The sequence below is a fragment of the Halobacillus sp. Cin3 genome (assembly GCF_947311855.1).
Classification (GTDB): Bacteria; Bacillota; Bacilli; order Bacillales; family Halobacillaceae; genus Halobacillus; species Halobacillus kuroshimensis.
In genome coordinates this window covers 94,083-116,521 of record NZ_CAMZMV010000001.1, presented here as the reverse complement: position 1 = coordinate 116,521, position 22,439 = coordinate 94,083, and the positions used below count along the sequence as shown (strand labels likewise).

Genomic DNA, 22,439 nt, shown 5'->3' with positions numbered 1-22,439 from the left:
CACCCCAATCACATTTGATATAGCTAGTATAATAAAACTTCCCTGACAGTTAGTGTCAGGGAAGTGATTATACTTCATGAAATTTTATTAATTCCGACAGAACTTCAACAAGTCGTTTTTTTAGACTGATTGGCTCAATAACTTTAATTGACTGATTGTACGGTAAAAGTAAATAGGGTACGTATGTATGGAGCACATCTTTTTCTAGAAGAAAGACGGCTCGATTTGAAGTCCGTTCTTGTAAATAATGTCCTAAAAACCAATGATGACATATATCATCCAATACACTTTTATCCCCACTAATAACGAAAGAAGTTGCCGCTTCCTTATCTTCTATAGATGGAAGAAGATTTCTTGTAAAAAAGTCACGTGCTGAAAAATTTTTGGGCCGGTTAAACTTATTTTCGGTTAACATTAGACTTTCAATCCGATCTACTCTAAAACTACGGATATCATTTCTAAATTGACAAAACCCAATTACATACCACTTATTATTCCAATAAATCATTCTATACGGATCGATCAATCTATCATCTAACTGTTTTTCTCCACTTTTATGGTAAACGATTTTTATTGAATACCCGTCTGCTACGGCCTGCTCCAACTCCTTCAAAAAAGGTTCCATAGAAAATGAACTTGATCGACTGATCACTTCAAGACTCGTTAAATGTTGGTTTACCTTTGTTTCCTGCTCTTTATTTGAGTAGTTACTTAGTTTTGAAATGGCCCTATTTAGTGCCTCACCACCATAATATCCGGCTTCTTCTGCAAATACAGCAGCGTGAAATAGCGAAGTTTGCTCCTCAAAATCAAAAAAAAGAGGAGCCTCAATAAAATTGTTTAATAAAGTGTAACCACCGTTATGTCCTGGTTCTGAAATAATAGGTACGCCGCTTGTTGAAATTGTATCAATATAACGATACACAGTCCTTATATTCATCTCTAACTTTTCCGAAATTTGTTTTGCAGTAATTTTTTCACCTGTACGAAGCATCCATAAAATTGCTAACATACTATCAATTTTAGACATATAACCCCCCCCTCTATATCCCTCTATCTATATAATTAATGACCGTCTTACAATGCCAATTATTTCGAGTGTTATAATACTGAGCCATCCACTAATTCAATTAAATGGCTGGCTAATTAAATAATATCCGTCTATATATTTAGATATGGGAACCAACCATTATCAAAGATTAGCCCCCGATACAGAAAGACTTGATTTTAAGACATTTTGTGTGATTCAATAGCGTACACACCATTTACTAGAAGAAGAGTGTTATCCATTTAGTCTACTTTGTAATTTTTCCAAATAATACATTGCAAATCCTTTTACATTCTTATTTGAACTTTGGGATAATTCATGCAAAACCTCATATAGATAATCACCTTCTAGACGACCCTCATTGTCACCTTCCACACAACACGATAAATAAAGAAGCAAATTAAAATGAACTTTAGGCTTTTTATGATGCCTCATTTTTTCGACCATATATCGTGTTAATTCACAGGAATGCTGCCCTTTAGCGAAAGACTCAGCTTCAAGATAAATATCCTTGTGAAATCTCACTCGATTATTCAAACATCAACACCAAACTTTAACAGAACCTTTTATTTAAGGCAGAAGCCCCCGCCTGTAACGGAGAGAGATGTAAGAAGATGCTTCCTTACTCTCCCCATAACCCGGCTGCTCCTTTTGAAAAACAAAACCTCTGGCTTCGTAAAATGGAATGCCCTTATCATTGCCTTTTTGAACCGAAGCCCATTGTTCTTCCGCTCCATAAAGATCCTTCTGCTGCTTCGTCAAGGCTTCCAGCAGCTTCGTACCGATTCCCCGGCCTCTGTAATCCGGATCGAGATAGAGGACATAGATTTCCCCGGCCTTCTGATCGATCATTCCGCCGCCAATTGCACCAACAATCCTGTCATGTTCAAGAGCAGTTAGGTAGCCGCTCCAGTCTCTCCCTGCAGGAACAATCTCTTTTTGGATGCGGTCCAGGTTATAAAATTCATCGATGACGTTTTGCAAGTATTCCTCGCTGTAAATCGCTGCGTACGTGTCCTGATTCCCCTTGATACAGACCTCACGGATGCCGGAAGCATCCCTCTTGACGGCATTTCTAACTGTAATCATCGATTCCCTCCTATATTCTCTGCTGGTGGGTATGTTTGAAATCTGTGCCATACTTTAAACCGTAGCCGATGGTCCGATCCATCCCGATATGAGCCGTCCAGATCAGCGCCAAAGCGGTTACAAGCCCCCACTGGTAATATAGACCGGAGAGGAGAAAAAGTCCCGGCACTACATAGGTGTGGCCGATATTGTATAGGACGGCTCCCGCCTTCGTATTTATGATATAGCCGAGCATGAATACATCAGGTGCAAGAAGGAGAAGAAGAAACAACCAGAGCGAATAGCCGGTCGTTGTGTAAAAATAAAACGACAAAATGAGGACGAGTAATCCTTCCAGATGAATCCATAGTTTCGGCACCGGGTTCAACTCCTTCTTAGATAATCGGTTTGAAAAAGGGCCATGACAAGCAGTTCGTGCCATGAACCGTTTCGGAAAAGCTCCTCCTTCAGACGTCCCTCTGTTGTAAAACCTGTATGCTCATACAATCGGACGGCGCGTTCATTAAACGCATAGACTTTGAGCGACACTTTGTGGAGGTTCGATTCCAGAAAGCTGTAATCCAAAAGCCGTTCAAACGCTTCACGGCCGTACCCTTTTCCCCACTTCTCCTTCTCGCCGATATCAAGGATCACTTCCGCATGCCTGTTTTTGTAATCCATCCCGATCATGGAAGTGATTCCAACGATCTCTGATGTTTCAATTTCTTCAATCATGTAACTTTTCGATGTGTCTGTGGTGGTGATCATCTTGATGAATTGTTCGGTGCTTTCATAGGTGTGGACATCGAGGTAGGGCTGGGTTGTCTTCATGACTTCCGTATCATTTCTCCATTGATGGTAGATGGCTGCGTCTTTTTCCTCTACTTTTCGCAGATGTATGCGTTCCCCTGTAAACAAGTCATTCCTCCCTCTCTCTGCTGGGACGTTCACCTTTAGTACGGTCAACAAGGAGAAACGTTTCAAAAATCAGGCAGGAAATCGGATGCTTCCATTATTCACCTGCACATTCCCATGACCTGCTTTCCTCATCCGTCCTGATGCAAAATCATTGTTTGTGAATTGACGGAAATACTGCCTTGCTCCGTTATACGTCGTATACCACAGCTGATTGATAATGGTATACGTTCCATGACCTGCAAAGCGGAGCGGATGATAGGAAACACCGAAGACCGGATGAGTCATTTTAGCAATCCCGTACCTGCCCTTTTCATCCAGCCACAAACCCAGCATCTTTTCCATTTACACACCCCCCTCCCACTCTTCGACAGAAACGAGACCGCCCTCACCCACGTACGCGGTCCCTCTCCCCTTTAGGACAGCCGTTACAGGATAAACCTCCGCCATCTGATCAGAAAACAGCCACTTTCTACCCGGTTCGAGGAGCAAAAGAAAGCTTTCGTCTTCCTTTTCCCCCATAAAATTCAGGAGGTGCGGCCGGATTGGGCGCTTTTCTCTTTCAATGAGATTCAACCGTTCAAGAACTTCACCCCCCTGCCCGGCGTCCACCGCTACAAAGCTCATTTCACTGACCTTCTGCAGGCTCTCTATGGAGAACGGCTGTCCATCACTCTGTGGAGCCGTACGCCTTGCGATACACTCGACAATGTTACCGGCGGGATCCTGAAAGTAAAAGGCGCAGGCCTGAAGATGCTCGAAGGCCACCTCATCCTGATCCTCTTCTTTTAGGAGCGGGGTACGTGCCTTCACCCACTCTTTCGCCACCTGAAACTGGTCTGCCGGGATATCAAAGGCGAAATGGTAAAAAGGATTTCCCTCCTCTACTTTTTGAAAAGTGATGGTACTTCTCCCAGCTTCAATGGTCAGTTGATTTTCTTCCGATTCTCTCTCCTTAAAACCGAGGACCTCTTCGTAAAAATGTTTCATATCCTTGAGCGGCCGTGTATCCAGCATGACTTTTTCAATAAGCATTTCTCATTCCTCCTTCACAGCGATACCTTAATGGTAAAGAGAGGGGAAAGGAATCACATCAGGGGACAGACCGATGTTTTCTACGTCTTTCGATGGAGAAAAAGACATCCGTTGCCATCATTTTCTGTCTGCCACAACAATCAAAAAGGCGGTCGGAACACTTTCCCGACCACCTTTTTAGTATCTTATCCCTCATATTCAGCAAGAGTTACTGCCAGCTCATCCTCAATCACCTGAACTGAGCCTAAATAGTTATTCAAAAGGATGGAGAAAATCAACTCGTCTCCGCTTTTCGCTGTAACATAGCCGGAAAGCGAGGTCACACCAGTCAATGACCCTGTCTTGGCATGGACATTCCCTTCAGCTGCTGTGTCCTGCATCCGGTTCCTCAATGTACCACCAACAAAACTTTCTTCCTTTCCTGCCACGGGAAGGGATGTGTAGAACGCGTCATACCACGGTTCCTGGCGAACTTTATATAAGAGTTCTGAGATTTCATCGGCCGGAACCATATTGACATGCGACATGCCGGACCCATCGCGCAGACGCATCGTATCTGCATCCACATCAATCGTCTGCACATACTCTTCTACGACATCCAACCCTTTATCCCAGCTGCCCTCATCGTAAACGGTCCGTCCCATTTCCTTGATTAATACCTCGGCGTGTCCGTTATTACTAAGCTTCATGAACGGGATGAACAGGTCCTCAAGCGCCATCGATGTATGAGATGCAACAAGGTCGGATTTCTCCGGTGTTTGTGCGTACGTCAGCTTTCCTTTTACCTTTATGCCGGCTTCCTCCAACGCTCTTTGGAAAAGGTCAAGCGCAAGTCCAGACGGCTCATCAACCGCCACCCAGGAGCGGGACCGGCTGCCTTCAAGTGGAATAGTCCCTTCCACAATAATTTCGTTTGTACCGTGTTTCCGTTCAATCGTGACATCTTTCTCTCCATCTTCAGCAACCGTCTTCGTTTGATTGATAATCGTCACGTGGTCTGTTTCCAGTGTCACTTCGACAACGGCCTCTTCCCCTTCCTCCGCCGCTGGATAGGCAGCGACGATCACCGTTCCTGCATCATAATCTTTGTTCGGGGAAGCCGTCAGGGCGGATATCTGAGAGGCGTAATAACGCGTTTCATCATTCCAGGAAATATCCTCAGACAAACGGATATCATCGTACCATGTGTCATCTGCAATCAGGTTTCCTTTGACTGACCTGATCCCTTGGTCCTTCACCTGTTGGGCAAGGCCATGAAAATCCTCGTACAAAAGCGTCGGATCTCCCTTCCCTTTTAAGTAAAGGTTGCCATGGAGTTTACCGCCCTTTACTTTTCCTTCTGAAAACACTTGCGTATCAAACGTGTGCTCAGGTCCCAGCGTGTCCATGGCAGCCGCTCCCGTCAGCAGTTTCATGTTGGAGGCCGGCTTCAACCGGTCATGAGCATCATGTTCATATAAGACCTCCCCCGTGTCGGCTGAGCGGACACTCACACCGCTCAGCGCTCCGTCCAGCTTCTCATCACTTAATAGAAGGTTGAGTTGATCAACCAATTCTTCATGTTCCAGAGAAGCCGTCACTTCTGTCTGGACAGGCTGAAAAGGAAAAAACAAAACAAGACTCGTCAACGTCAGGACTGCAGCATTGGATAATTTCCGCATATGTATACGTCTTCCTCCTCGAATATGGGATCTTCTACACCTTACCAAATATTACATAATATTATAATAATTAACAGATAATTTCCACAAAACAGCCCCAAGGAAGCAGTTCTTTGGATAGAGTTTCAACCTATATATCCTCTCAGCTGCGTGACCAGTCCCATGCGTCTTGTTGAAGTTGTTGGACAAACCCACCTTTTCCCTCGATGTACGCGTCGATATTAAAACGGTGTGCCTGCGCCAGCTGCTTTTTCAACCGGCCATAAGCGTTCCGCTCCGCGTCATGCGTCCGAAGATAATCACGGAATACGAGATGACGCTCTATTTCAGGACTTCCCACTTCAAATACGTGCACATGATGGGTTCTATCCTGTCCTCCTTTTTGAAAAAAACGACGGCCGGGTAATCCGTTCTCACCTTTCGCTTCATATCCTGCCTCCTCCATTGCAGCGGCAGCTTCATCGACCGCTCTCAAATCACTGACGACAGGAAGTAAATCAATCACCGGCTTGGCCGCAAGTCCAGGAACAGCAGTACTGCCGATATGATGAACCTCAACCAGTGTTGGACTGAAAATTTTTTCCAGAAGCTGCTTTTCCTGTTCAAATAAAAAAGACCAGTTCGAATCGTAGGAGACAACCTCCACCTTCCTCACTTGACACCCCCCCTTTATTTTCCTGATTATCCACATTCAAGTATAGCAGATGAGTAAATGTGTCCCGTTTGAGCAAACTATTTTCGTTCCTGTCCTTCATCGTGTATAACTTATCGTGTAACATCACTTATTTAGGAGGTACCATCATGAGCAAAAAAGTTCTAATGGTCGTAACCAATCACACTAAAATCACAGATGATCATAAAACAGGCCTGTGGCTTGAGGAGTATGCTGTTCCTTATAATGCCTTCAAAGAGCAGGGCTATGAGGTAAAAGTAACAAGTATCCAGGGCGGAGAAGTTCCCCTCGACCCCAACAGTATTCCTGAAGAAGAAGTGAAAGAATGGGCGGAAGCTCAAGCACAGCTGAAGGATACAGCGAAGCTTTCCAAAGAAGATGCCAACGGATTTGACGGTATTTTCCTTCCAGGCGGACACGGGACAATGTTCGACTTCCCGGAAAACGAAACACTTCAGTATGTCCTGCAGCAGCATGCGGAACAGAACAACGTTATCGGCTCTGTCTGCCATGGTCCTAGTGGTCTTGTACATGCGACCTATGAAAACGGCACACCGATTGTCAGCGGCAAAAAAGTGACCGGATTCACAGACTCCGAGGAAATCGGCATGGGTCTGGATGTGCATATGCCATTCATGCTGGAGACAGAACTGCGCAACAAAGGCGGCGAATTTTCCAAAGGGGATGACTGGAGCGCCTACGCGGTCCGCGACGGTAATCTGGTAACCGGCCAGAACCCGATGTCCAGTGAAAAAGCTGCAGAGAAAATGGTTGAAGCCTTAAAAGAAAACTAAAAACTCCCTTTCCAAAAGGAAAGAGAGTTCCAGGCTGTCGGGAATGATCCCGACAGCTTTTTTATGTCAGAGGTGCTCCTTTAACTGGCTGGAAAAAACGGGTGGTGATTTGATCGTGAGGCACCGGGGCACTGCACAGATACCCCTGGTACTGGTGGCATTTCCTTGAAATCAAGTAATCCAGCTGGGACGGCGTTTCTACACCTTCTGCGATGACGTTCAAGTTCAAATTGAGAGCCATATGGATGATCGTATCTACAACAGCCCTGTCTTTGGAACTTTTGTGGATCGTCTGGATGAACGATTTATCAATTTTAAGGGTATCAAGCGGGAAGTCCTTCAAATAATTCAAGGAGGAATACCCGGTCCCGAAATCATCGAGGGATATTTTAATCCCCATCGCTTTCAGCTCATGCATAAAAGGAATCGCTGTTTGTGGATTTTGTACGACACTCTCCGTCAACTCGAGATCAAGGTACTTCGGATCCAGACCGGTTTCGTCCAGTATCTGCTTAACGGAATCCACAAATCCCGGATCGTTGAACTGGACGGCTGAAATGTTGACAGAGATATGAAAAAGCTCATGACCTTCATCAAGCCATGTTTTGAACTGAGTACAGGCTTTTTTGAGGATCCATTTCCCTAGTGGAATGATCAGCTTTGTCTCCTCAGCAAGTGGAATGAAATCCAGCGGAGAGACAAGTCCCAGTTCACGGTGATTCCAACGAACGAGCGCTTCGAAACTTTTCACATCCCCCGTACCAATAACGACCTGAGGTTGATAGTAAATCTCGATTTCTCCGCGTCCGGCCGCTTTTCTCAGACCGGTTTCCAGCATCATTTTCCTGGAAATCACTTCATTAATCTCCATCGTAAAGAATTGATACTGGTTGCCGCCCTCTTGTTTCGCCTGATACATCGCTGTATCTGCAAATTTAATAAGGTCATCCGCTTCCAGGCCGTCCTGCGGATAAAGACTGATTCCGATCGACGGCGTCACGAACAGTTCCACCTCATCAATGAAAAAAGGCTCCCGCAGAGCATCAAGCAGCTGACTGGCAGCCATGCCGGCTTTATAGGAACTTGTCTCTCTCAAAACCAGAATAAACTCATCCCCGCTCTGCCTGGCAGCAAAATCGTGATCTCCTGACTCTGCCTGCAGTCTCTCTGTTACCTGCTTCAGCAAGGCGTCCCCTGTTTTGTGTCCATACACATCATTGATTTGTTTAAATCGATCCAGATCCAAGAACAAGACGCCGGCTTCCTCGTTGTTTTTATGCGCCTGCATAAGCACGGTCTCCAAGTGATCGTTCAGCATTCTCCGGTTCGGAAGATGGGTCAGTTCATCTTTATACACGAGCTCATTGATCCGCTCCTGCTGTTGAATACGCTCCGATATATCACGGATGATTCCGGTATAATACGTCTGCTCGTCGTTGGAGGTCGAGGATAAGGATAATTCCAAGGGGAATACCCTTCCTGTGGCGTGCATTCCCTCGAGTTCCACCGTCTGTCCAATCACACGCGCTGCTCCTTTTTGCAAAAACAGAGCCGCCCCTTCAGGGTGTGCTTCATAAAACGAAGGCGGAACGACGATATTGATCAGCTGGCCGACCGCTTCCTTCTGGCTGAACCCGAAGGTATCGACAGCTGCCTGGTTCCAGGCGAGAATCTTCCCTTCCTGGTTCATGGTGATCACGGCATCATTCGCCGATTCCACAATGGTCTGGTACAGGTTATCCATGAAAAGGATATGATCGCTGTGCTCTTCCATTTTCGTATCGTATCGGTTCACTAAAATAAACAGGCCGATTAACACAAACACTCCGAACGTCACGATGTACCCGAGCGGCGTCGGGTCTATAAAAGGATCGGTCTGAGCTGACGTTTCCACATGATAAAAGCTTGCTGATGCCATTCCAGTATAATGCATTCCGCTGATCCCGGCCCCGAGCACCAAGGAGGCCCCTATTTTAAAACGCTTCAACCTTCTTGGATAATTCATAAAACTCTTCAAAACAATTAAAGCGGTAAAAGAAGCCGCAAAAGCAATGGCTGCCGAAGCGGCAACAAGCTGCGCATCATACCGGATCGCGGCCTCCATGATCATCGCTTCCATGCCGATATAATGCATCGAAATGATGCCGAGGCCGATTACGATCGAACCGACAGCTGCGTCGATCCGTTTTTTCAATCCGCGACTCATCAAATAAAACGCGAGAAAGCTCGCTCCCGCTGAGGAAAGGATGCTGACTGTCAGAAGCCATGAATCATACCGGACCGGCATGCCCATGTCGTAGGCGAGCATCGCAACAAAATGCATCGACCAGATGCCGCCGCCCAGCGTAAGCCCTCCAGCTGCTATCCATTTCCACTTCGTCAGTCCAGAAGCCTTTTTCAACCGTTCCACCATCGTCAACGAAGCAAATGATGCGGCCACAGCTGCAACAATCGATAAAATTACAAACCATGTATTATAGGAACCTGTCATTTCCACTCGTCTTTTCCCTCTCTTCTTTTCATCTATCTCTTATATCGGCGGCCGGGTGTCAAATTAGAGAGAATTATGGAAAAGAATCAAGCCTGGGCTTAGCTTTTTTGACGGAGGGTAAAAGACATAGTAGGATGAACAAACAAACGTGACAAGTGAGGTGGTTTTTTGGACTCTTGGAGAAGCTGGTCGTGGGAGGATATCTTAGCCGTCATCCTTTTCCTGACCGCCGTTATCCTCCTTCGATGGATATTAACAGGACTTGTGAAACGCCTGTTTTCAAGTCGTCCACGGGCAGAAAAAGCTTTTCTATCTTTAATCAATTGGTTTTCCTACAATGGGATTCTCGTCTTTATCATTTTTTATTTTGCCGATTCCAAATGGCTGTTCTACGAGCTCATCCCTATAGAAAGTGTGGATGTCACCCTTTTTCTCATTATCGTGGCGCTTCTGATTCTGACGTTCGCCTTCCGGATTTCCCGGATTTTGAACAGGTACATCTTTCCGTTCTTTTATGACCGGCATCAACTAGATAAAGGAACCCGTTTCACTATGGAACGTGTCATCCATTACGTCATCATGGTGATCGCGTTTTATATCAGTTTGACGACAGTAGGCATTGATCTCAGCGCCCTTGCCGTTTTTGCCGGAGTGCTCGGCGTCGGCATTGGTTTCGGGATGCAGAACATTGCCTCCAACTTTATTTCCGGACTGATTCTTCTTTTCGAACGGCCGATCAAAGTAGGCGACCGGGTTCTCATTGATGATGTGGTTGGTGATGTTCAGCGGATCAGCATGCGGGCGACGATCGTACGCACGTTAGAAAATGAGCACATCATCATTCCGAACTCGTATTTTCTTGAAGAAAAAGTGGTCAACCGTTCCTTTTCCGACCCACGCCTTCGTCTAACCATTCCGGTCGGTGTCGCCTATGGTTCCGATGTGGAAAACGTGAAGAACGCTCTTCTGCAGGTAGCCGCGGACGCTCACGAAGCGAATGCGTATGTCCTCAATGATCCGAAACCTTTCGTAAACTTTAAAGGCTTCGGCGATTCCTCACTGGACTTTGAGCTGTTTGTCTGGATATCCAAACCGGAGGACTTGATCCCGATCAAAAGTGACCTGAACTTCAGCATTTATGCAGCGTTCAGCCGTGAAAATATTGAAATTCCATTTCCACAGCGCGATTTACATATTAAATCGAACGGAGCTGGACTATTTAACGAAAAGGAAGGGCAGCCTTAACCAGGCGCCCTTCTTTGTCGTTTTTATCTAATGTGAAGGATATAATAACATCTGGAACAACATCTCTCTTCTACCACATCAATTATTGAATAAGCGTCATCGTTATAATGAGAGTCGTTAAACACGGACCGAGCTGACATCCTTTTTTGTTCATGAATAAAGAATTCCCAATGGGTAAGGCAGTAGTATCCTTACAACAAACCATAAAATAACGGCCAAAAACAGGAACAGCACAGCGATACTCAATGTCTGCCTGTAACGCTTTTGTTCTCTTGAATTTAAATGAATGATATCCCAGACCAGCCTTAGGAAGAGTAGACCCATGATAAGGAACATGAAGAAAATCAGTGATGTATCAAACACTTTAGAAACGATAAATACTACAAAGATCCCGATAAAAGTTAAGAGGTTGTCCATTCTTTTATCCACTTGCTCGATATTCCCATCTAATGCTCTAAAGATTCCCTTCACGAAACGCCCCCCCTTCAAGTCAAACCTATGTATTTGAATTACTAAACCAATGTGGGCTCTTTCCCATTATTGCTGTTATTTTCAATGATAGATCAGCGGATAAAAATCCAGCATAGTCACCGTGATTAATCCTATATATATCTGTCGCCAATCATTTTTTTGCTGGAGTAAGATGATTGGGTGGGATTGATGGAGTTGCGATAAATGGTTTGTTCGGCATCAGCCTTTTGTTCCCCAACCTTATGTAAGTGTCGATCATTATCTATACCTGTTTAGAAGCCCAAACGAAGAGCATTCCCAATAAAATACTCGAAATAGAGAGGAGCAGGAAAGACCCTCCTAGCATCAGGGCTGGAATGAGGTAACAGACAGCAGCAGCTGTGATGCACCATCCTGTAACAAATAAAAAGCTGGACAATAATTCAATGATGTTTTTTATAAAACCACCTCATTTAAGTACATCGTTCGTTGCCGGCAGACTTCTATGCACTTACCTTCCTGCTGTTGATAAAATAGAATACACAATAACTCAGGAATAATATCGTTAAATAAAACAACTCAGGATAATTTGTTTTTATGCCCTCCAAGCGGGAATCTCCCACATTAAAGAATTCAAAGAGAAGATTTGTAAGCATGAACAGAATGATTGTTGACCAGCTTTGTATCACTGCTTTTTGTTTAATCCACTGTTTTCGTTCATCTTCTTTAGGCTTGAAGATAAATTCTTGACTGCCGGACAACACCCCTACAATACCAAGCCAGATAAACGGAATAACTAAGTTTGTTAAAAATACATTCATCTTACACGTCCCCTTCTACGGTTATGGTTTAAATACTTGATCAACAGTGGTTCCTAGCTGTTTTGCGATATTAAATGCCAGTTTCAAGGTGGGGTCATACTTGTTATTTTCTATCGCATTGATCGTCTGACGGCTGACATTACACAGATCGGCAAGTCTTCCCTGGGAAACCCCAAGCTTTTCTCTTAACGGCTTAATCTTGTTTTTCAATTCGTTCCCACCTTTTTTCTTCAGCTGACTGTCAAAAGTATTTTACATTTAAATGGTAATAAAACCCAAACATACTGTCAAATACTTTTGACAGTGTAGTTATACTATAATTAAGTAGAGCGAGTATTGACATTAAAAAAAGAAGACTGGGACTCTCCTTTATTTTATAGTGATCATATACATGTCTACCTCTCCCTCTTTCATAAGCATCCGCTTAGACCTATGCATGCCGATCGAACGTGCGACATGAGCTGATGCTGTATTGTCCGGCTGGATGAGGGAGATATATCGTTCCTCATCGCGGTACTCCCTCGCATATCTCAGTAGAAAAGCTGCCGCCTCCTTTGCATATCCCCGTCCTTGAAATTCGGTGGTGATCCAATAACCGATTTCCACCTCTTTTTTTCCGTCAACCTGTTGGGGGACCAAGCCGGCATGCCCGATACGTTCCCCACTCTCCTTTTCTACCAGAACCTTCAAGCCGAGATCAGGATCTGATTCCTCATGAGTATGGATCCAATTCAGGAATTCACGGGCTTCAGTTTCCGTTTTTGTCTTGCCATTTCCGATATAAGTCATCATTTCAGGGTCTGAAAGCATGCTGTGAAGAAAATCAACGTCGCATTCTTTATAGCTTTTTAATTCCAGACGCTCCGTAATCCACATCGTTAACCATCTCTCCCCAAAATAAAAAACCCCTTCGAGAGGGGTTTTCTTACTGCGCTTGTTCGTCCGGTTCGTGAATGCCGATAAGGTTGCCTTCCGTGTCATGGAAATATCCCTGCCAGGCCATACCAGGCAGCGCATATTTCGGCATAGCTACGGTGCCCCCCTGCTCTTTGATCAAAGCTTCGGTACGGTCGAAATTCTCGACACTCATCGTACAGACAAAGCTGTTGACCGCCTGCCCTTTTTCCGGGGCCGGTCCCTGACGCTGCATCAGGGCGCCGTTAATGCCGGGTGTAGAGGCATCCCCGGTCACAGCTCCGTAATAAGGCATCCCTGCATATTCACTGTAATCCTCATACGTCCATCCGAACACGCGGCTGTAAAATTCCTTCGCCCTCTCCATATCATCGACATGAATTTCAAAATGTACCAGACGGCTCACAGGCTACTCCTCCTTTTGGATATTCTATTTATTTACATTCGACTCCAAAAAGAGGATTCCTCCTTTCCAAAGAGGACAGTTCAATCAGCTGCTGGATTCTTCGAACATTTTTTCCTTCATCGCAAAGATGGCCGCCTGTGTGCGGTCATGGACGTCGAGTTTGCTTAATAGATGACTCACATGTGTTTTGACCGTTTTTTCTGTAATAAACAAAGCCGCAGAAATTTCCTTATTGCTCTTCCCGAGGGTTATTTGGTAAAGCACATCCTTTTCCCGTTTTGTTAATCTGAACGGGACCTCCGCCGATTTACCTCTATGACCCTGGTTCATTTCTGTTAATAACAGCTGGGTCGCTTTCGGGTGGAGCAGCTTTTCACCTCGGTGAGCGGCGCGGATGGTCCGGACGAGCTCATCCGGGTCTACGTCCTTCAGCTGATACCCGGACGCGCCTGCCTGAAGGGCGGGGATAACGTGATCCTGATCGGAATAACTGGTCAGAACGACGATTTTCGCTTCTGGATACCGTTGAAGAATCTCCTTAGACGCCTCTACCCCGTCCATCACCGGCATCATCAAATCCATCAGGATGACATCAGGAGAACACTCCTCCATTTTTTCCAATGCCGTCCGGCCATTTTCCGCTTCTCCCACCACTTCGATATCCTGCTGGGTATTCAAAAAGAACTTCAGTCCGCGCAGAACGATTAAATGATCATCGACGAGCATCACCCGTATACTCATTCCATCCGCTCCTTTCGGTTTCCCTTATGAGGGAGAAATACTCGTACTTCTGTGCCCCGTCCCTTCACACTATGGATGGAAAAAGAACCGCCGGCCAGTTCGGCCCGCTCTCTCATACTCGTCAATCCAAGGGTACGGGCCTCGACATCTTCATGATCATCGATTCCAGGACCACAATCGGATAGCACCATACCTGCCCCTGTTTTTGTTTCATAAAAGTGGACGGCAGCGGTGGTCTCGTTGGTGTGTTTCTTGATATTATTGAGGGCTTCCTGGCCGATCCGCCATAATGTTTCCTCCGCATTTCCCGACCAGTCCGGAACCTGCTTCATATCGATATCCACCGTGATGCCGAGATGGACGGCATATTTTTTCAAAGCTGCACTCAATCCTTCTTCAATCCCGACCGGACGAAGCTGCCAGATCAGCGACCGCATTTCCTTCTGGGACTCCTGTGAAAGCAGCAGCATGTCCTCCAGCATCTCCCGGAGGTCCTGTTGGTCATTTGGAATCATTTCTTTTACTCCACGGGCAGTTAAAGAAAGGGAAAAAAGCTTTTGATTGACTGAATCGTGCAGATCTCTGGCAAGACGCTTCCTTTCTTCATGCAGCAAAAGCTCCCGGCGTTCTTTCTGAAGGTTCAGGCTCTCAGCTGCAAGAGCCATATTCCGGACGAGGGCCTGTTGGACTTCAGTATCTCTGCGCTGAAAAGGGTGTCTGCTGCCTGAGACCGTATGAAGCAGCCCCACGGTCTCGTCCTTTATGGTGATGTGATGGATGGCCTCTGATTCTCCGTTTTTTTCTGGAACCTGCTTAATCTCTTCCGAGAATTCCCCGCCGCTTGACGCTTGTTTTATGTACACATGGTTTTTCTTCACGTACATGGCTGCCGCCTGCCAGCCAAAATGAGCCATTCCTTTCGTGACTGTGGTCTGACATAAGCCAGGGATGTCTTCTTCCTTGTTGATGGAACGAACCACCTTATTCAGCTTTTCATAAAGCTCTGCTCTTTTCTGTTCCTCATGATACAGCCTCGTCCGCTTGATGGCGGTTCCGATCTGATAGGCGACGGACTGCATCAAGGTCAGTTCTTCCTCTGAAAAATGTTCCTTAAAAGGGGCTGCGACATTCAACATCCCGAAAAATTCCGTCCCATCGCCGAGGGGAATCGTCGCATGGTGAGAGATTCCCTCCGTGTCCCCACGTCTGTTTTTCACAGCTTCTGTGATCCGTTTGCACTCGATGATATTGACCGGCTCTGTCAGTTTGTTGTTCCAATAGCGGTGCAGGCAGTGGCAGTCACCCGAACACATCGGCGCTTTTTCCTCTCTGGAAAGCGCCGGCGGCAGACCGTAATCGGCGATCAGCGTATAATGCGGCTCCTCATCAACGAGAAAGATCCAGCCCGCTTCCAAATGGGTCAGCTCCAACAGCTTCTCAAGGACAGCCTGGAGCATTTCATTCATGTCGTTACAAAGATTCAAAGTTTCCGCGATCCCTTTCATGATTGTTAATTCTTCCACACGGTCATACGCACGCATCCTTTTCCTCCGTTTCCATCAGTTTGTTACGGGAAGGTATTGGTGAAACTCAGCAAGGACGCTGTCCAGCCGGTCCTCCGTTCCTTTCTTTAATCCGCTCTCCGCATCGAAATCCTCCGGGTCGAAGACCATCTGCTGCGGAAGTATCATGGCATACAGGCCCCGGCCGATCGTCCTCATCTGGTTGACCGCATTTATACCGCCTTTTCCTCCGCCACAGACAGAAAACAGAAGGGTTGTTTTCCCTTTGAAATGGGACCCATCCAGAAATTCGAGTGCATTTTTCAAGGCTCCGCTCATCCCGTTATGATATTCCGGCGATACCCAGACAAACGCGTCCGTTTCCGCTGCGGTTTTCTTGAATTTCATGACAGCCGGGTGATGCTCCTGCTGTTTTGTACCATCAAATAAAGGCAGCTGGTCTTCACTCAAATCAATAAGCGAAGCTTGAAGCTTCTCCGCCACCTTTGTGGCTGCCTGCCTTGTCCGTCCCTGCTTTCTTGGTGTTCCACTGATCACTGTTATGTTCATTTCGATTCCTCCTTGCTCTTACCTTATCTCTGAAAGGAAAAATCGGACTCCGGGAAATGACGGAACTTTTTCTACAACTTTGGACGGAAAACGTTCGTTCGCCATTGAAAAAGAACAGCTCCCCTTCACCGATGTTGATCGGCATACACCTTTGCCGTTACACCAAAACGGGCTTTAAAGGCCCTGGAAAACGTACTGAGGGACTGATACCCCACATCAAAGGCCGTTGTCGTAATATCACGTCCCGGATTCATCAGCTGTCTTGCCGCTTCCTCCAGCCGGATCTCATGAATGTACGCTCTTGGCGTCCGTCCCGTCTGTTTCACGAACACCCGGTGCAGATGGTATTTGCTCATATTCATTTGAAAGGCAACCACATCCAGCGTCAGATCCTCCCTGAAATGTTCATTTACAAAGGCCTGTACCTGGGCAGCAATCCCTTCTGGACGGTGAAGATGATCGGCTGCTGCCTGCTGCCATAAGTTTGTGTGAGAGCCCTCTATATGGGTGAGGATGGTTTCTGTAAAAGCTTCCTCGTTGGACAGTACCTGATCGATTCCTTTAAAAGCAGCTGTCTGTATCTGTTTTTCTGCTTCCTTCACGACTGCAGCGGGAACGGGCTGGAGTGCTGAAAAATCTACGGGGGAGGCACTTTGTCCAAGCCGCCCCTCCAGGACCTTCTGGACAACAGTCTCGTTAAAGCTGATCAGCATGATCATCCCTTTTCCCCCGGAAGCTTCATGCTGATGGACATCACCAGGAGGCACAATCAGTGCTTTTTCCGCATCCAGATGCAGATGCGTACCGTTATGGCGGACTGCGATGCTCCGGGACATCGGAATGCTGATCTGGTAATGGTCGTGAGGGTGAGCTTCATCCGCCTCCCCCTGCTGTAAATCGAATAGTAAAACTCCGGTATGCTCGAGATCGAGCCTCATTTCCATGCTGCATCTTCCTTTATTGAGCAAGATTTGCTGATATAACCGCAAGAACCGCCTCGTCCGTCCTTCCTTCTTTCCAATACAATAGGTTTACTTCATAAGGAAAGGGGACTTGGTGATGGTAACACGGACGATAATGATTCAAGCCGGCGGTCATACGCTCATATCCTTTATATCCATCCTTTTACTTCCGTTTTTAACCTTGTATATGTATGACCGATTCGAAGAAAACCTGGGACTGGCTGCTTTAATCATTGGGATCCAGCCCTTCACGGAAATTCTTTTCACACTGCTTTTTGGCAGGTGGATCGACCGCTTCGGCCGACGACCAGTGCTCTTAGGCTCCCTGTTTTTTCAAATAACGGCGATGGTCGGATTTATCGTGGCTGCCGATGTATGGACGTTTGCCGTCTGTGCTTTTTTGAATGGACTTGGACGGTTTGTCTACATCCCTGCGGCCAGGGCGCAGATATCAGAAACGGTTCCTTTAGAAAAACAAACACGGACGTTTGCGCTGCTGGAGACAGGTTCAAATATCGGCGCACTGGCCGGACCTGCTGTTGGAGCGGTGCTTTTCAGCTGGCATCCACCGTTATTGTTCGCTCTGATGGCTGTGCTCACCTTCATCTATGCCTTGATCGTCTGGCTGTGGCTGCCGGAGTCATGGACCGGTGTCCTTACAGGAGTTTCAGAGCGGAAGCCTGTCCCCTATAAAAAACCAGCCTTCCTTGCCTGCAGCATGCTGCCGATCAGTCTGTTTCATGCCCAGATGGAAACCAACTGGCCGGTTTACTTGAAAGAGAACACGGAAGATTACCTCTGGACGTTTTCGGTCCTGCAGATGACCGGCACGCTCTTCTTCATCTGCTTTGAAGTCCTGCTTGCCCATTGGGCGGAAAAATGGCCGCGGACCCGAGTCATCCAGACCGGATGGCTGTTTTATACAGCGGCTGCATTTGGTTTTGCGTTTTCCTCTCATTTCGTTGGACTTATTGTATCACAGCTGTTGTTGTGTATTGGGGCTGTTCTGGTGCTCAATCCGATGCAGACGTTCATCAGCGCGATTGCCCCGCAGGCTCATAAAGGAAGATATTTCGCCTTGTTCGGCCTGCACTGGGATTTCTCCCGGTCCGCTGGTCCGTTCACAGGCGGCCTCTTCCTTTCCTTTTTCGGTGGAGGGTGGTTGTTTTCCACGCTTGGAATCCTCCTGATCATCGGCGGATTCATACAGACAAACCGCCTGGCCACCTATTCAAGGGATGAACCAGAGAGGGTGGCTGGATGATGGATGTGCATCCAGAATCACTCACACAAAAACCCGTCCTCTCCTCTTATCCTGGGACGGGTTAAATGATATACGTAAACAAGGCGGCCCCGTTCAATACCAGTAGTAAGGATAAAAGGGACCAAAACGGCGGATGCCCCAGAACGGAAAGCCGAATAAACCGAAAGGACCGAAAAACGGGAAGAACAAACGGCTGTCAGCACTGCCCTGGCTCTGCGGCACCTGCTGCTGACCGGCAGGCTTGAGCAAATACAGCTGTTCGTCGTCGAAGCTGTGCAGAATGCCGGCATGAACGGAACCATCATGATTTTCGATCTGGATCATTTGATAAAGGTGCTGATGGCAGAAATCCTTCGCTCCCTGCTGCTGTCCTCCGGTCCGGGGAGACATATGAGACGGATGATTCATCATCGAGACCCTCCTTTTTCTCCCCATCCTATGACAGAAGCCTAAAAGCGTGCTAATCCCATTGTTTAAGGGACAGCCACAATTTTTTAAGTTTCCGTTCCACAGGTTTTCCTTTGCCGGACTGCTGCTTCTGCCATTCGTTGTAGCTGGCCGTCCCGATCAATAACAGTCCTGCCGTCAACAGGTACACCCACCACGGCGCCCGGCCCCAGTAGGGCTTCGTCTGGTAGATGACATTAAAAATGAGCACACCCATTCCTGTAAAAAAGTATGATTTGATCTTAAGCTGCATCCCCGTCACCATGGACACTACAGACAAACCGCCGATGATCCACGCATCCCAGAGCGTATGACTGATGATCGCATCGCTCACAAGGTAGGCCGCAATGAAAAGAAGGAGCGCGGACTGCACGTGACTCATGCCCCCCCTGTACTCGTGCCACGTTCGTTTTCGTAACAGATAAAGGACGAACAGCAGCGGCAGGGTATACAGTTCAGCTTCCAATAGATCAGGAACGTAGGCCTCATAGTCAACAAGGATCCAAAGATAAGCAATGTAAAAACAGCCGCTCCCGATCGTGTAGGACACCTTATCAAACAAGGGACGGTTCCATCTTGAAGCGGATACCATCATCCATGAGCCTGTGAGAAGCAGCGGCAGGACTTCCACCCATGCGTTCCCGTAGGCCGCCGTATAGATCGTAAGAAAACCGATATAAAGCAGGGCGGTGAACGCATAGGCATCCACTTTCTGTCTGGAAGGGACGAGGGAACGGAACAGGTACCCACCTGCCCCGTACACGAGCACAGCTGCAGCTGCAAGAACCGGAATCAATACGTCCCTGCCCCAAATCTGTCCGATGTTCTCCCACATCAACAGCGTGAGAAGCAGCGGCAGGAACAGGACATACCACCAGCGGCGGAGATGAATCAACACAAGCGTGATGATGACGTATGCGCACATAGGTGCAATTTCCCAGGAAGCCATAAGGCCGCTCCGGCTCATGATCAGCGCAAGACCAAGAATGGAAAATGGAATCAAAAACCAGTCCAGGAGTTTTTTCCAAGGCTGAGACAAAAAGGTCCAGACGAACCCGAGAATAACCGTGGTGATCATAAACGCATATTCGCCCGGGATCAGCGTCCAAAGACCCCACTGCTCTGAAAGCGTGTAAATCAAAACATATACAAGGAAGGCAGCGGCATAAAGCATCAACCGCCGGCCAATCTCTCGTTCTTCCCGCCAGGAGCTCCAGCTGTACACACCCAGAGGTACAAGGAAAAACAGGGGATGAACGCCCTCTGTTCCAAGCGTCGTCAGCCACATCAACCCGATGATGACCGGAAGCATACCATGAGCCAGCAAGTAAAAGGACGGACGAAGCCCGAGTGCTTTCCCTTTTTCTGCAAGGACAAGCAGCAATACCGGTGCAAACAGACTGTATACGAGCGCTCCGTCAAATCCGGGAAGCGGCAGGGGTTTGATGAGCGACAAATAAAAACCCGCTGTCGTTAAGGCCGGAAATATCCAAAGGGATGCTTTGGATCCATAGACCGTCAGACCGTACGTGACGAATAAACCGATGAACAATAACAGGGGACGGACAAATATCTGATCCACGAGCGGATCGACAAGCAGCAGTGCCATGGCTGCGATATAGGTGCCCTGCCCGATGTAAAAAGTCTTTATCTCCATTGGTTTTTCCTTTAAGAGCCGCCAACCGCCTGCCCCCGCTAACAGGAGCAGCCCGGAACAGGCCAAATGAAACGAATATCCAAAACCATCTCCATACGCCGGAAGCCGGTCTGTCATCGGCTGGTAGATGAGAATCATGGAAATCAAGAGGGCTGCAGGATGAAACCACTGGGCTGTCCATCGCCAGTCCTGTTCAGCTCCCTTTTTGTAGACAGCCACTGCGAGCGCTGAGCTCACGAGAAACTGAAGCGATAGATGCCCATAGGCCTCCATCGTCCAAGTCAGCGTAATACAAGCAGCCATTGCCAGCAGGCTTATGTAAAAGCTGCTGAACCTGACAGGCTTCATCCAGCGGCCTTCTCCCCAAAGGCCTGGGTACAGGCAGAGAAGTGCAGCGGCAGTATAGACAAACAGATACATCGGTCCACTGCCAATCAGTGACCAGAGCTGTGCGGCACTGATTATATAAAAAACCGGTGCCATATACTTGAAAATGGCACGTCCTGAAACGACAGCAAGCAGCAGATAGTTGATCATGATGATCAGATACGCAGCCAGAAGCAGCCAGGAATCCTGTTCAGCCCGGAGCTGCAGACTTTGGAACGTAATATAGATAAAAGCACAAATAGAAACGACACCACTCGTATAGTGGAACATCTTTTTGACAAAGCCCTGCTGCTTCACGGCATAGGCAAAACCTAAATAAAGCAGACCTGCCGCGGGAAATAACACCTCTTCGATGTGCTGCAGCGGCGAGTGTTCGACAAGCTGATAGACAGCATAGGCGAGCATTGCGGAAAAGACGAATTGATATTCCTTCGTCCCGTAAATAAATACCATCGCCATATACATGGCCGCTGTAAGCAGCAGGTTAAAGCTGTAAAAGACCTCCTCTTCAAAAAAGAAGAGCATGAACAGAGTCGATAAGACAAGATGCAGCTGGGTATATAATGGTAGTTCTCTCGTAAACAGCTGCCAGCGCTTTTGTTTTCTAAAACGGATATACCCCCCAAGCAGAGCAGCGTTGTAGACCATAACGATGAGGTAAAACCCATCTGTACCGACAGGCAGCGCCCCGGCCGCAAATGCCGTGGTCATGCTCATGAAAACCAGCGATATCCATACATACAGCCGCGAGCGGTAAACCATGGCATGGCGGATATATAAAGGCAGTGGAATCAGTGTCCCTGACACGCCCAGGATGTAGCGCCCTTCTCCGTCCAACGAAAAATAGCTGCCAAACAGTTCAAAATAACCGGCGGCCAGTATTGCCACCGGGATCAATAAACTGCCGAGTGTCAAAAAGGCGAAAGCCGTCTTTTCAATTCCAAGCACCCTTTTCGTCCCGTAACTGAGCGCAAAGAAGAAGAGAGATACTCCAATGATGGCTGAGAGCTTTGCTCCTGGTCCCATCTGGTCCCATTGACTCGTTGCAAGAATCACCCCCGTCATAAGCAGGAGGGCTACTCCGAGGATCAAGGACCACGTAATGTTCCGTTCTCTCACCTCTTCGGGAGACTTTTGTTTTTTCACCTTCTTTACCGGTTCAGCCGGCTTCGGCCTTTCTTTTTCAGCCGGTTCGGATATCTGCTGCCGCTCGATCCTTGCGGCCACGGCTTCCTTATAGTGTTGATCCTGTGTTTTTATATAAGTATAGGTCTCTTCATCGATGTAGCCTTCGCTTCGTAATCGATTCAGCCTCTCGTGGAAGTATTCATCTTTCAGCTGATTGGCATATTTACCCATCGCTCTCCCTCCTGTCCCATCCATTGTA

At 47.2% G+C, this 22,439-nt stretch carries 23 protein-coding genes; 3 read left to right on the top strand and 20 right to left on the bottom strand.

Annotated features, from left to right (window positions below):
- Nucleotides 1-67 precede the first annotated feature (67 nt).
- The 8 genes from QMA39_RS00590 to QMA39_RS00555 all read right to left on the bottom strand — a co-directional run bounded on the left by QMA39_RS00590 (nt 68) and on the right by QMA39_RS00555 (nt 6,382).
- Entirely contained in the window at nt 68-1,030 is a 963-nt protein-coding gene (locus QMA39_RS00590) for a WYL domain-containing protein (RefSeq protein ID WP_206931920.1), read from the bottom strand.
- A 588-nt stretch (nt 1,031-1,618) separates the two neighbouring features.
- The gene (locus QMA39_RS00585) at nt 1,619-2,137 is read right to left on the bottom strand and encodes an N-acetyltransferase (protein WP_281657700.1); all 519 of its coding nucleotides are present in this window, start codon (nt 2,135-2,137) and stop codon (nt 1,619-1,621) included.
- Between the two features lie 10 nt (nt 2,138-2,147).
- Complete coding sequence (locus tag QMA39_RS00580; protein WP_281657699.1) at nt 2,148-2,495, bottom strand: DUF4260 domain-containing protein; 348 nt, start codon at nt 2,493-2,495, stop codon at nt 2,148-2,150.
- 5 nt (nt 2,496-2,500) lie between these two features.
- Nucleotides 2,501-3,034, bottom strand: coding sequence for a GNAT family protein (locus QMA39_RS00575; RefSeq protein WP_281657698.1), 534 nt, complete (start codon nt 3,032-3,034; stop codon nt 2,501-2,503).
- A 69-nt stretch (nt 3,035-3,103) separates the two neighbouring features.
- Nucleotides 3,104-3,376, bottom strand: a complete 273-nt coding sequence (locus QMA39_RS00570) for a hypothetical protein (RefSeq protein ID WP_206931909.1) — start codon at nt 3,374-3,376, stop codon at nt 3,104-3,106.
- On the bottom strand, nt 3,377-4,066 hold the full coding sequence (locus QMA39_RS00565) for a VOC family protein (RefSeq protein ID WP_206931907.1): 690 nt from the start codon (nt 4,064-4,066) through the stop codon (nt 3,377-3,379).
- Between the two features lie 185 nt (nt 4,067-4,251).
- On the bottom strand, nt 4,252-5,727 hold the full coding sequence (gene dacB / locus QMA39_RS00560) for a D-alanyl-D-alanine carboxypeptidase/D-alanyl-D-alanine-endopeptidase (RefSeq protein ID WP_281657697.1): 1,476 nt from the start codon (nt 5,725-5,727) through the stop codon (nt 4,252-4,254).
- 142 nt (nt 5,728-5,869) lie between these two features.
- Nucleotides 5,870-6,382: a GrpB family protein gene (locus tag QMA39_RS00555; protein ID WP_281657696.1), complete on the bottom strand. Its 513-nt coding sequence runs from the start codon at nt 6,380-6,382 to the stop codon at nt 5,870-5,872.
- Between the two features lie 146 nt (nt 6,383-6,528).
- On the opposite strand from QMA39_RS00555, the gene QMA39_RS00550 reads away from it, so the two are divergent.
- Complete coding sequence (locus QMA39_RS00550) at nt 6,529-7,194, top strand: type 1 glutamine amidotransferase domain-containing protein (protein WP_027953684.1); 666 nt, start codon at nt 6,529-6,531, stop codon at nt 7,192-7,194.
- Between the two features lie 61 nt (nt 7,195-7,255).
- Here QMA39_RS00550 and QMA39_RS00545 read toward each other — a convergent pair whose 3' ends face one another.
- Nucleotides 7,256-9,685 (bottom strand): EAL domain-containing protein, encoded by a 2,430-nt coding sequence (locus QMA39_RS00545; protein WP_281658360.1) that lies wholly within the window; start codon nt 9,683-9,685, stop codon nt 7,256-7,258.
- A 168-nt stretch (nt 9,686-9,853) separates the two neighbouring features.
- Here QMA39_RS00545 and QMA39_RS00540 point away from each other — a divergent pair, with 168 nt between their 5' ends.
- Nucleotides 9,854-10,930: a mechanosensitive ion channel domain-containing protein gene (locus tag QMA39_RS00540; protein ID WP_206931895.1), complete on the top strand. Its 1,077-nt coding sequence runs from the start codon at nt 9,854-9,856 to the stop codon at nt 10,928-10,930.
- A gap of 150 nt (nt 10,931-11,080) precedes the next feature.
- On the opposite strand, the gene QMA39_RS00535 is transcribed toward QMA39_RS00540, so the two are convergent.
- The 9 genes from QMA39_RS00535 to QMA39_RS00495 all read right to left on the bottom strand — a co-directional run bounded on the left by QMA39_RS00535 (nt 11,081) and on the right by QMA39_RS00495 (nt 17,279).
- Nucleotides 11,081-11,401: a hypothetical protein gene (locus QMA39_RS00535; protein WP_027953682.1), complete on the bottom strand. Its 321-nt coding sequence runs from the start codon at nt 11,399-11,401 to the stop codon at nt 11,081-11,083.
- Between the two features lie 482 nt (nt 11,402-11,883).
- Nucleotides 11,884-12,201 carry a hypothetical protein gene (locus tag QMA39_RS00530; RefSeq protein ID WP_281657695.1) on the bottom strand — a complete coding sequence of 106 codons (318 nt, stop codon included), beginning with the start codon at nt 12,199-12,201 and terminating at the stop codon, nt 11,884-11,886.
- Nucleotides 12,202-12,222: 21 nt separating this feature from the next.
- On the bottom strand, nt 12,223-12,411 hold the full coding sequence (locus QMA39_RS00525; protein ID WP_027953680.1) for a helix-turn-helix transcriptional regulator: 189 nt from the start codon (nt 12,409-12,411) through the stop codon (nt 12,223-12,225).
- 159 nt (nt 12,412-12,570) lie between these two features.
- Entirely contained in the window at nt 12,571-13,182 is a 612-nt protein-coding gene (locus tag QMA39_RS00520) for a GNAT family N-acetyltransferase (protein ID WP_281657694.1), read from the bottom strand.
- Nucleotides 13,127-13,522, bottom strand: coding sequence for a VOC family protein (locus tag QMA39_RS00515; RefSeq protein ID WP_281657693.1), 396 nt, complete (start codon nt 13,520-13,522; stop codon nt 13,127-13,129). Before QMA39_RS00515 ends, QMA39_RS00520 begins: the two co-directional genes overlap by 56 nt.
- Before the next feature lie 84 nt (nt 13,523-13,606).
- Nucleotides 13,607-14,263, bottom strand: coding sequence for a response regulator transcription factor (locus QMA39_RS00510; protein WP_242520168.1), 657 nt, complete (start codon nt 14,261-14,263; stop codon nt 13,607-13,609).
- Entirely contained in the window at nt 14,260-15,804 is a 1,545-nt protein-coding gene (locus tag QMA39_RS00505) for a GAF domain-containing sensor histidine kinase (RefSeq protein ID WP_281657692.1), read from the bottom strand. Before QMA39_RS00505 ends, QMA39_RS00510 begins: the two co-directional genes overlap by 4 nt.
- An 18-nt stretch (nt 15,805-15,822) precedes the next feature.
- Complete coding sequence (locus QMA39_RS00500) at nt 15,823-16,335, bottom strand: NADPH-dependent FMN reductase (RefSeq protein ID WP_281657691.1); 513 nt, start codon at nt 16,333-16,335, stop codon at nt 15,823-15,825.
- Nucleotides 16,336-16,460: 125 nt separating this feature from the next.
- Nucleotides 16,461-17,279, bottom strand: coding sequence for an AraC family transcriptional regulator (locus QMA39_RS00495; RefSeq protein WP_281657690.1), 819 nt, complete (start codon nt 17,277-17,279; stop codon nt 16,461-16,463).
- A gap of 115 nt (nt 17,280-17,394) precedes the next feature.
- Between QMA39_RS00495 and QMA39_RS00490 the strand changes: the two genes are divergently transcribed.
- Nucleotides 17,395-18,561 carry an MFS transporter gene (locus QMA39_RS00490; protein WP_281657689.1) on the top strand — a complete coding sequence of 389 codons (1,167 nt, stop codon included), beginning with the start codon at nt 17,395-17,397 and terminating at the stop codon, nt 18,559-18,561.
- 93 nt (nt 18,562-18,654) lie between these two features.
- Here QMA39_RS00490 and QMA39_RS00485 read toward each other — a convergent pair whose 3' ends face one another.
- Nucleotides 18,655-18,972: a hypothetical protein gene (locus QMA39_RS00485; RefSeq protein WP_206931879.1), complete on the bottom strand. Its 318-nt coding sequence runs from the start codon at nt 18,970-18,972 to the stop codon at nt 18,655-18,657.
- A 49-nt stretch (nt 18,973-19,021) separates the two neighbouring features.
- Nucleotides 19,022-22,411 carry a hypothetical protein gene (locus QMA39_RS00480; protein ID WP_281657688.1) on the bottom strand — a complete coding sequence of 1,130 codons (3,390 nt, stop codon included), beginning with the start codon at nt 22,409-22,411 and terminating at the stop codon, nt 19,022-19,024.
- Between the last annotated feature and the right edge of the window lie 28 nt (nt 22,412-22,439).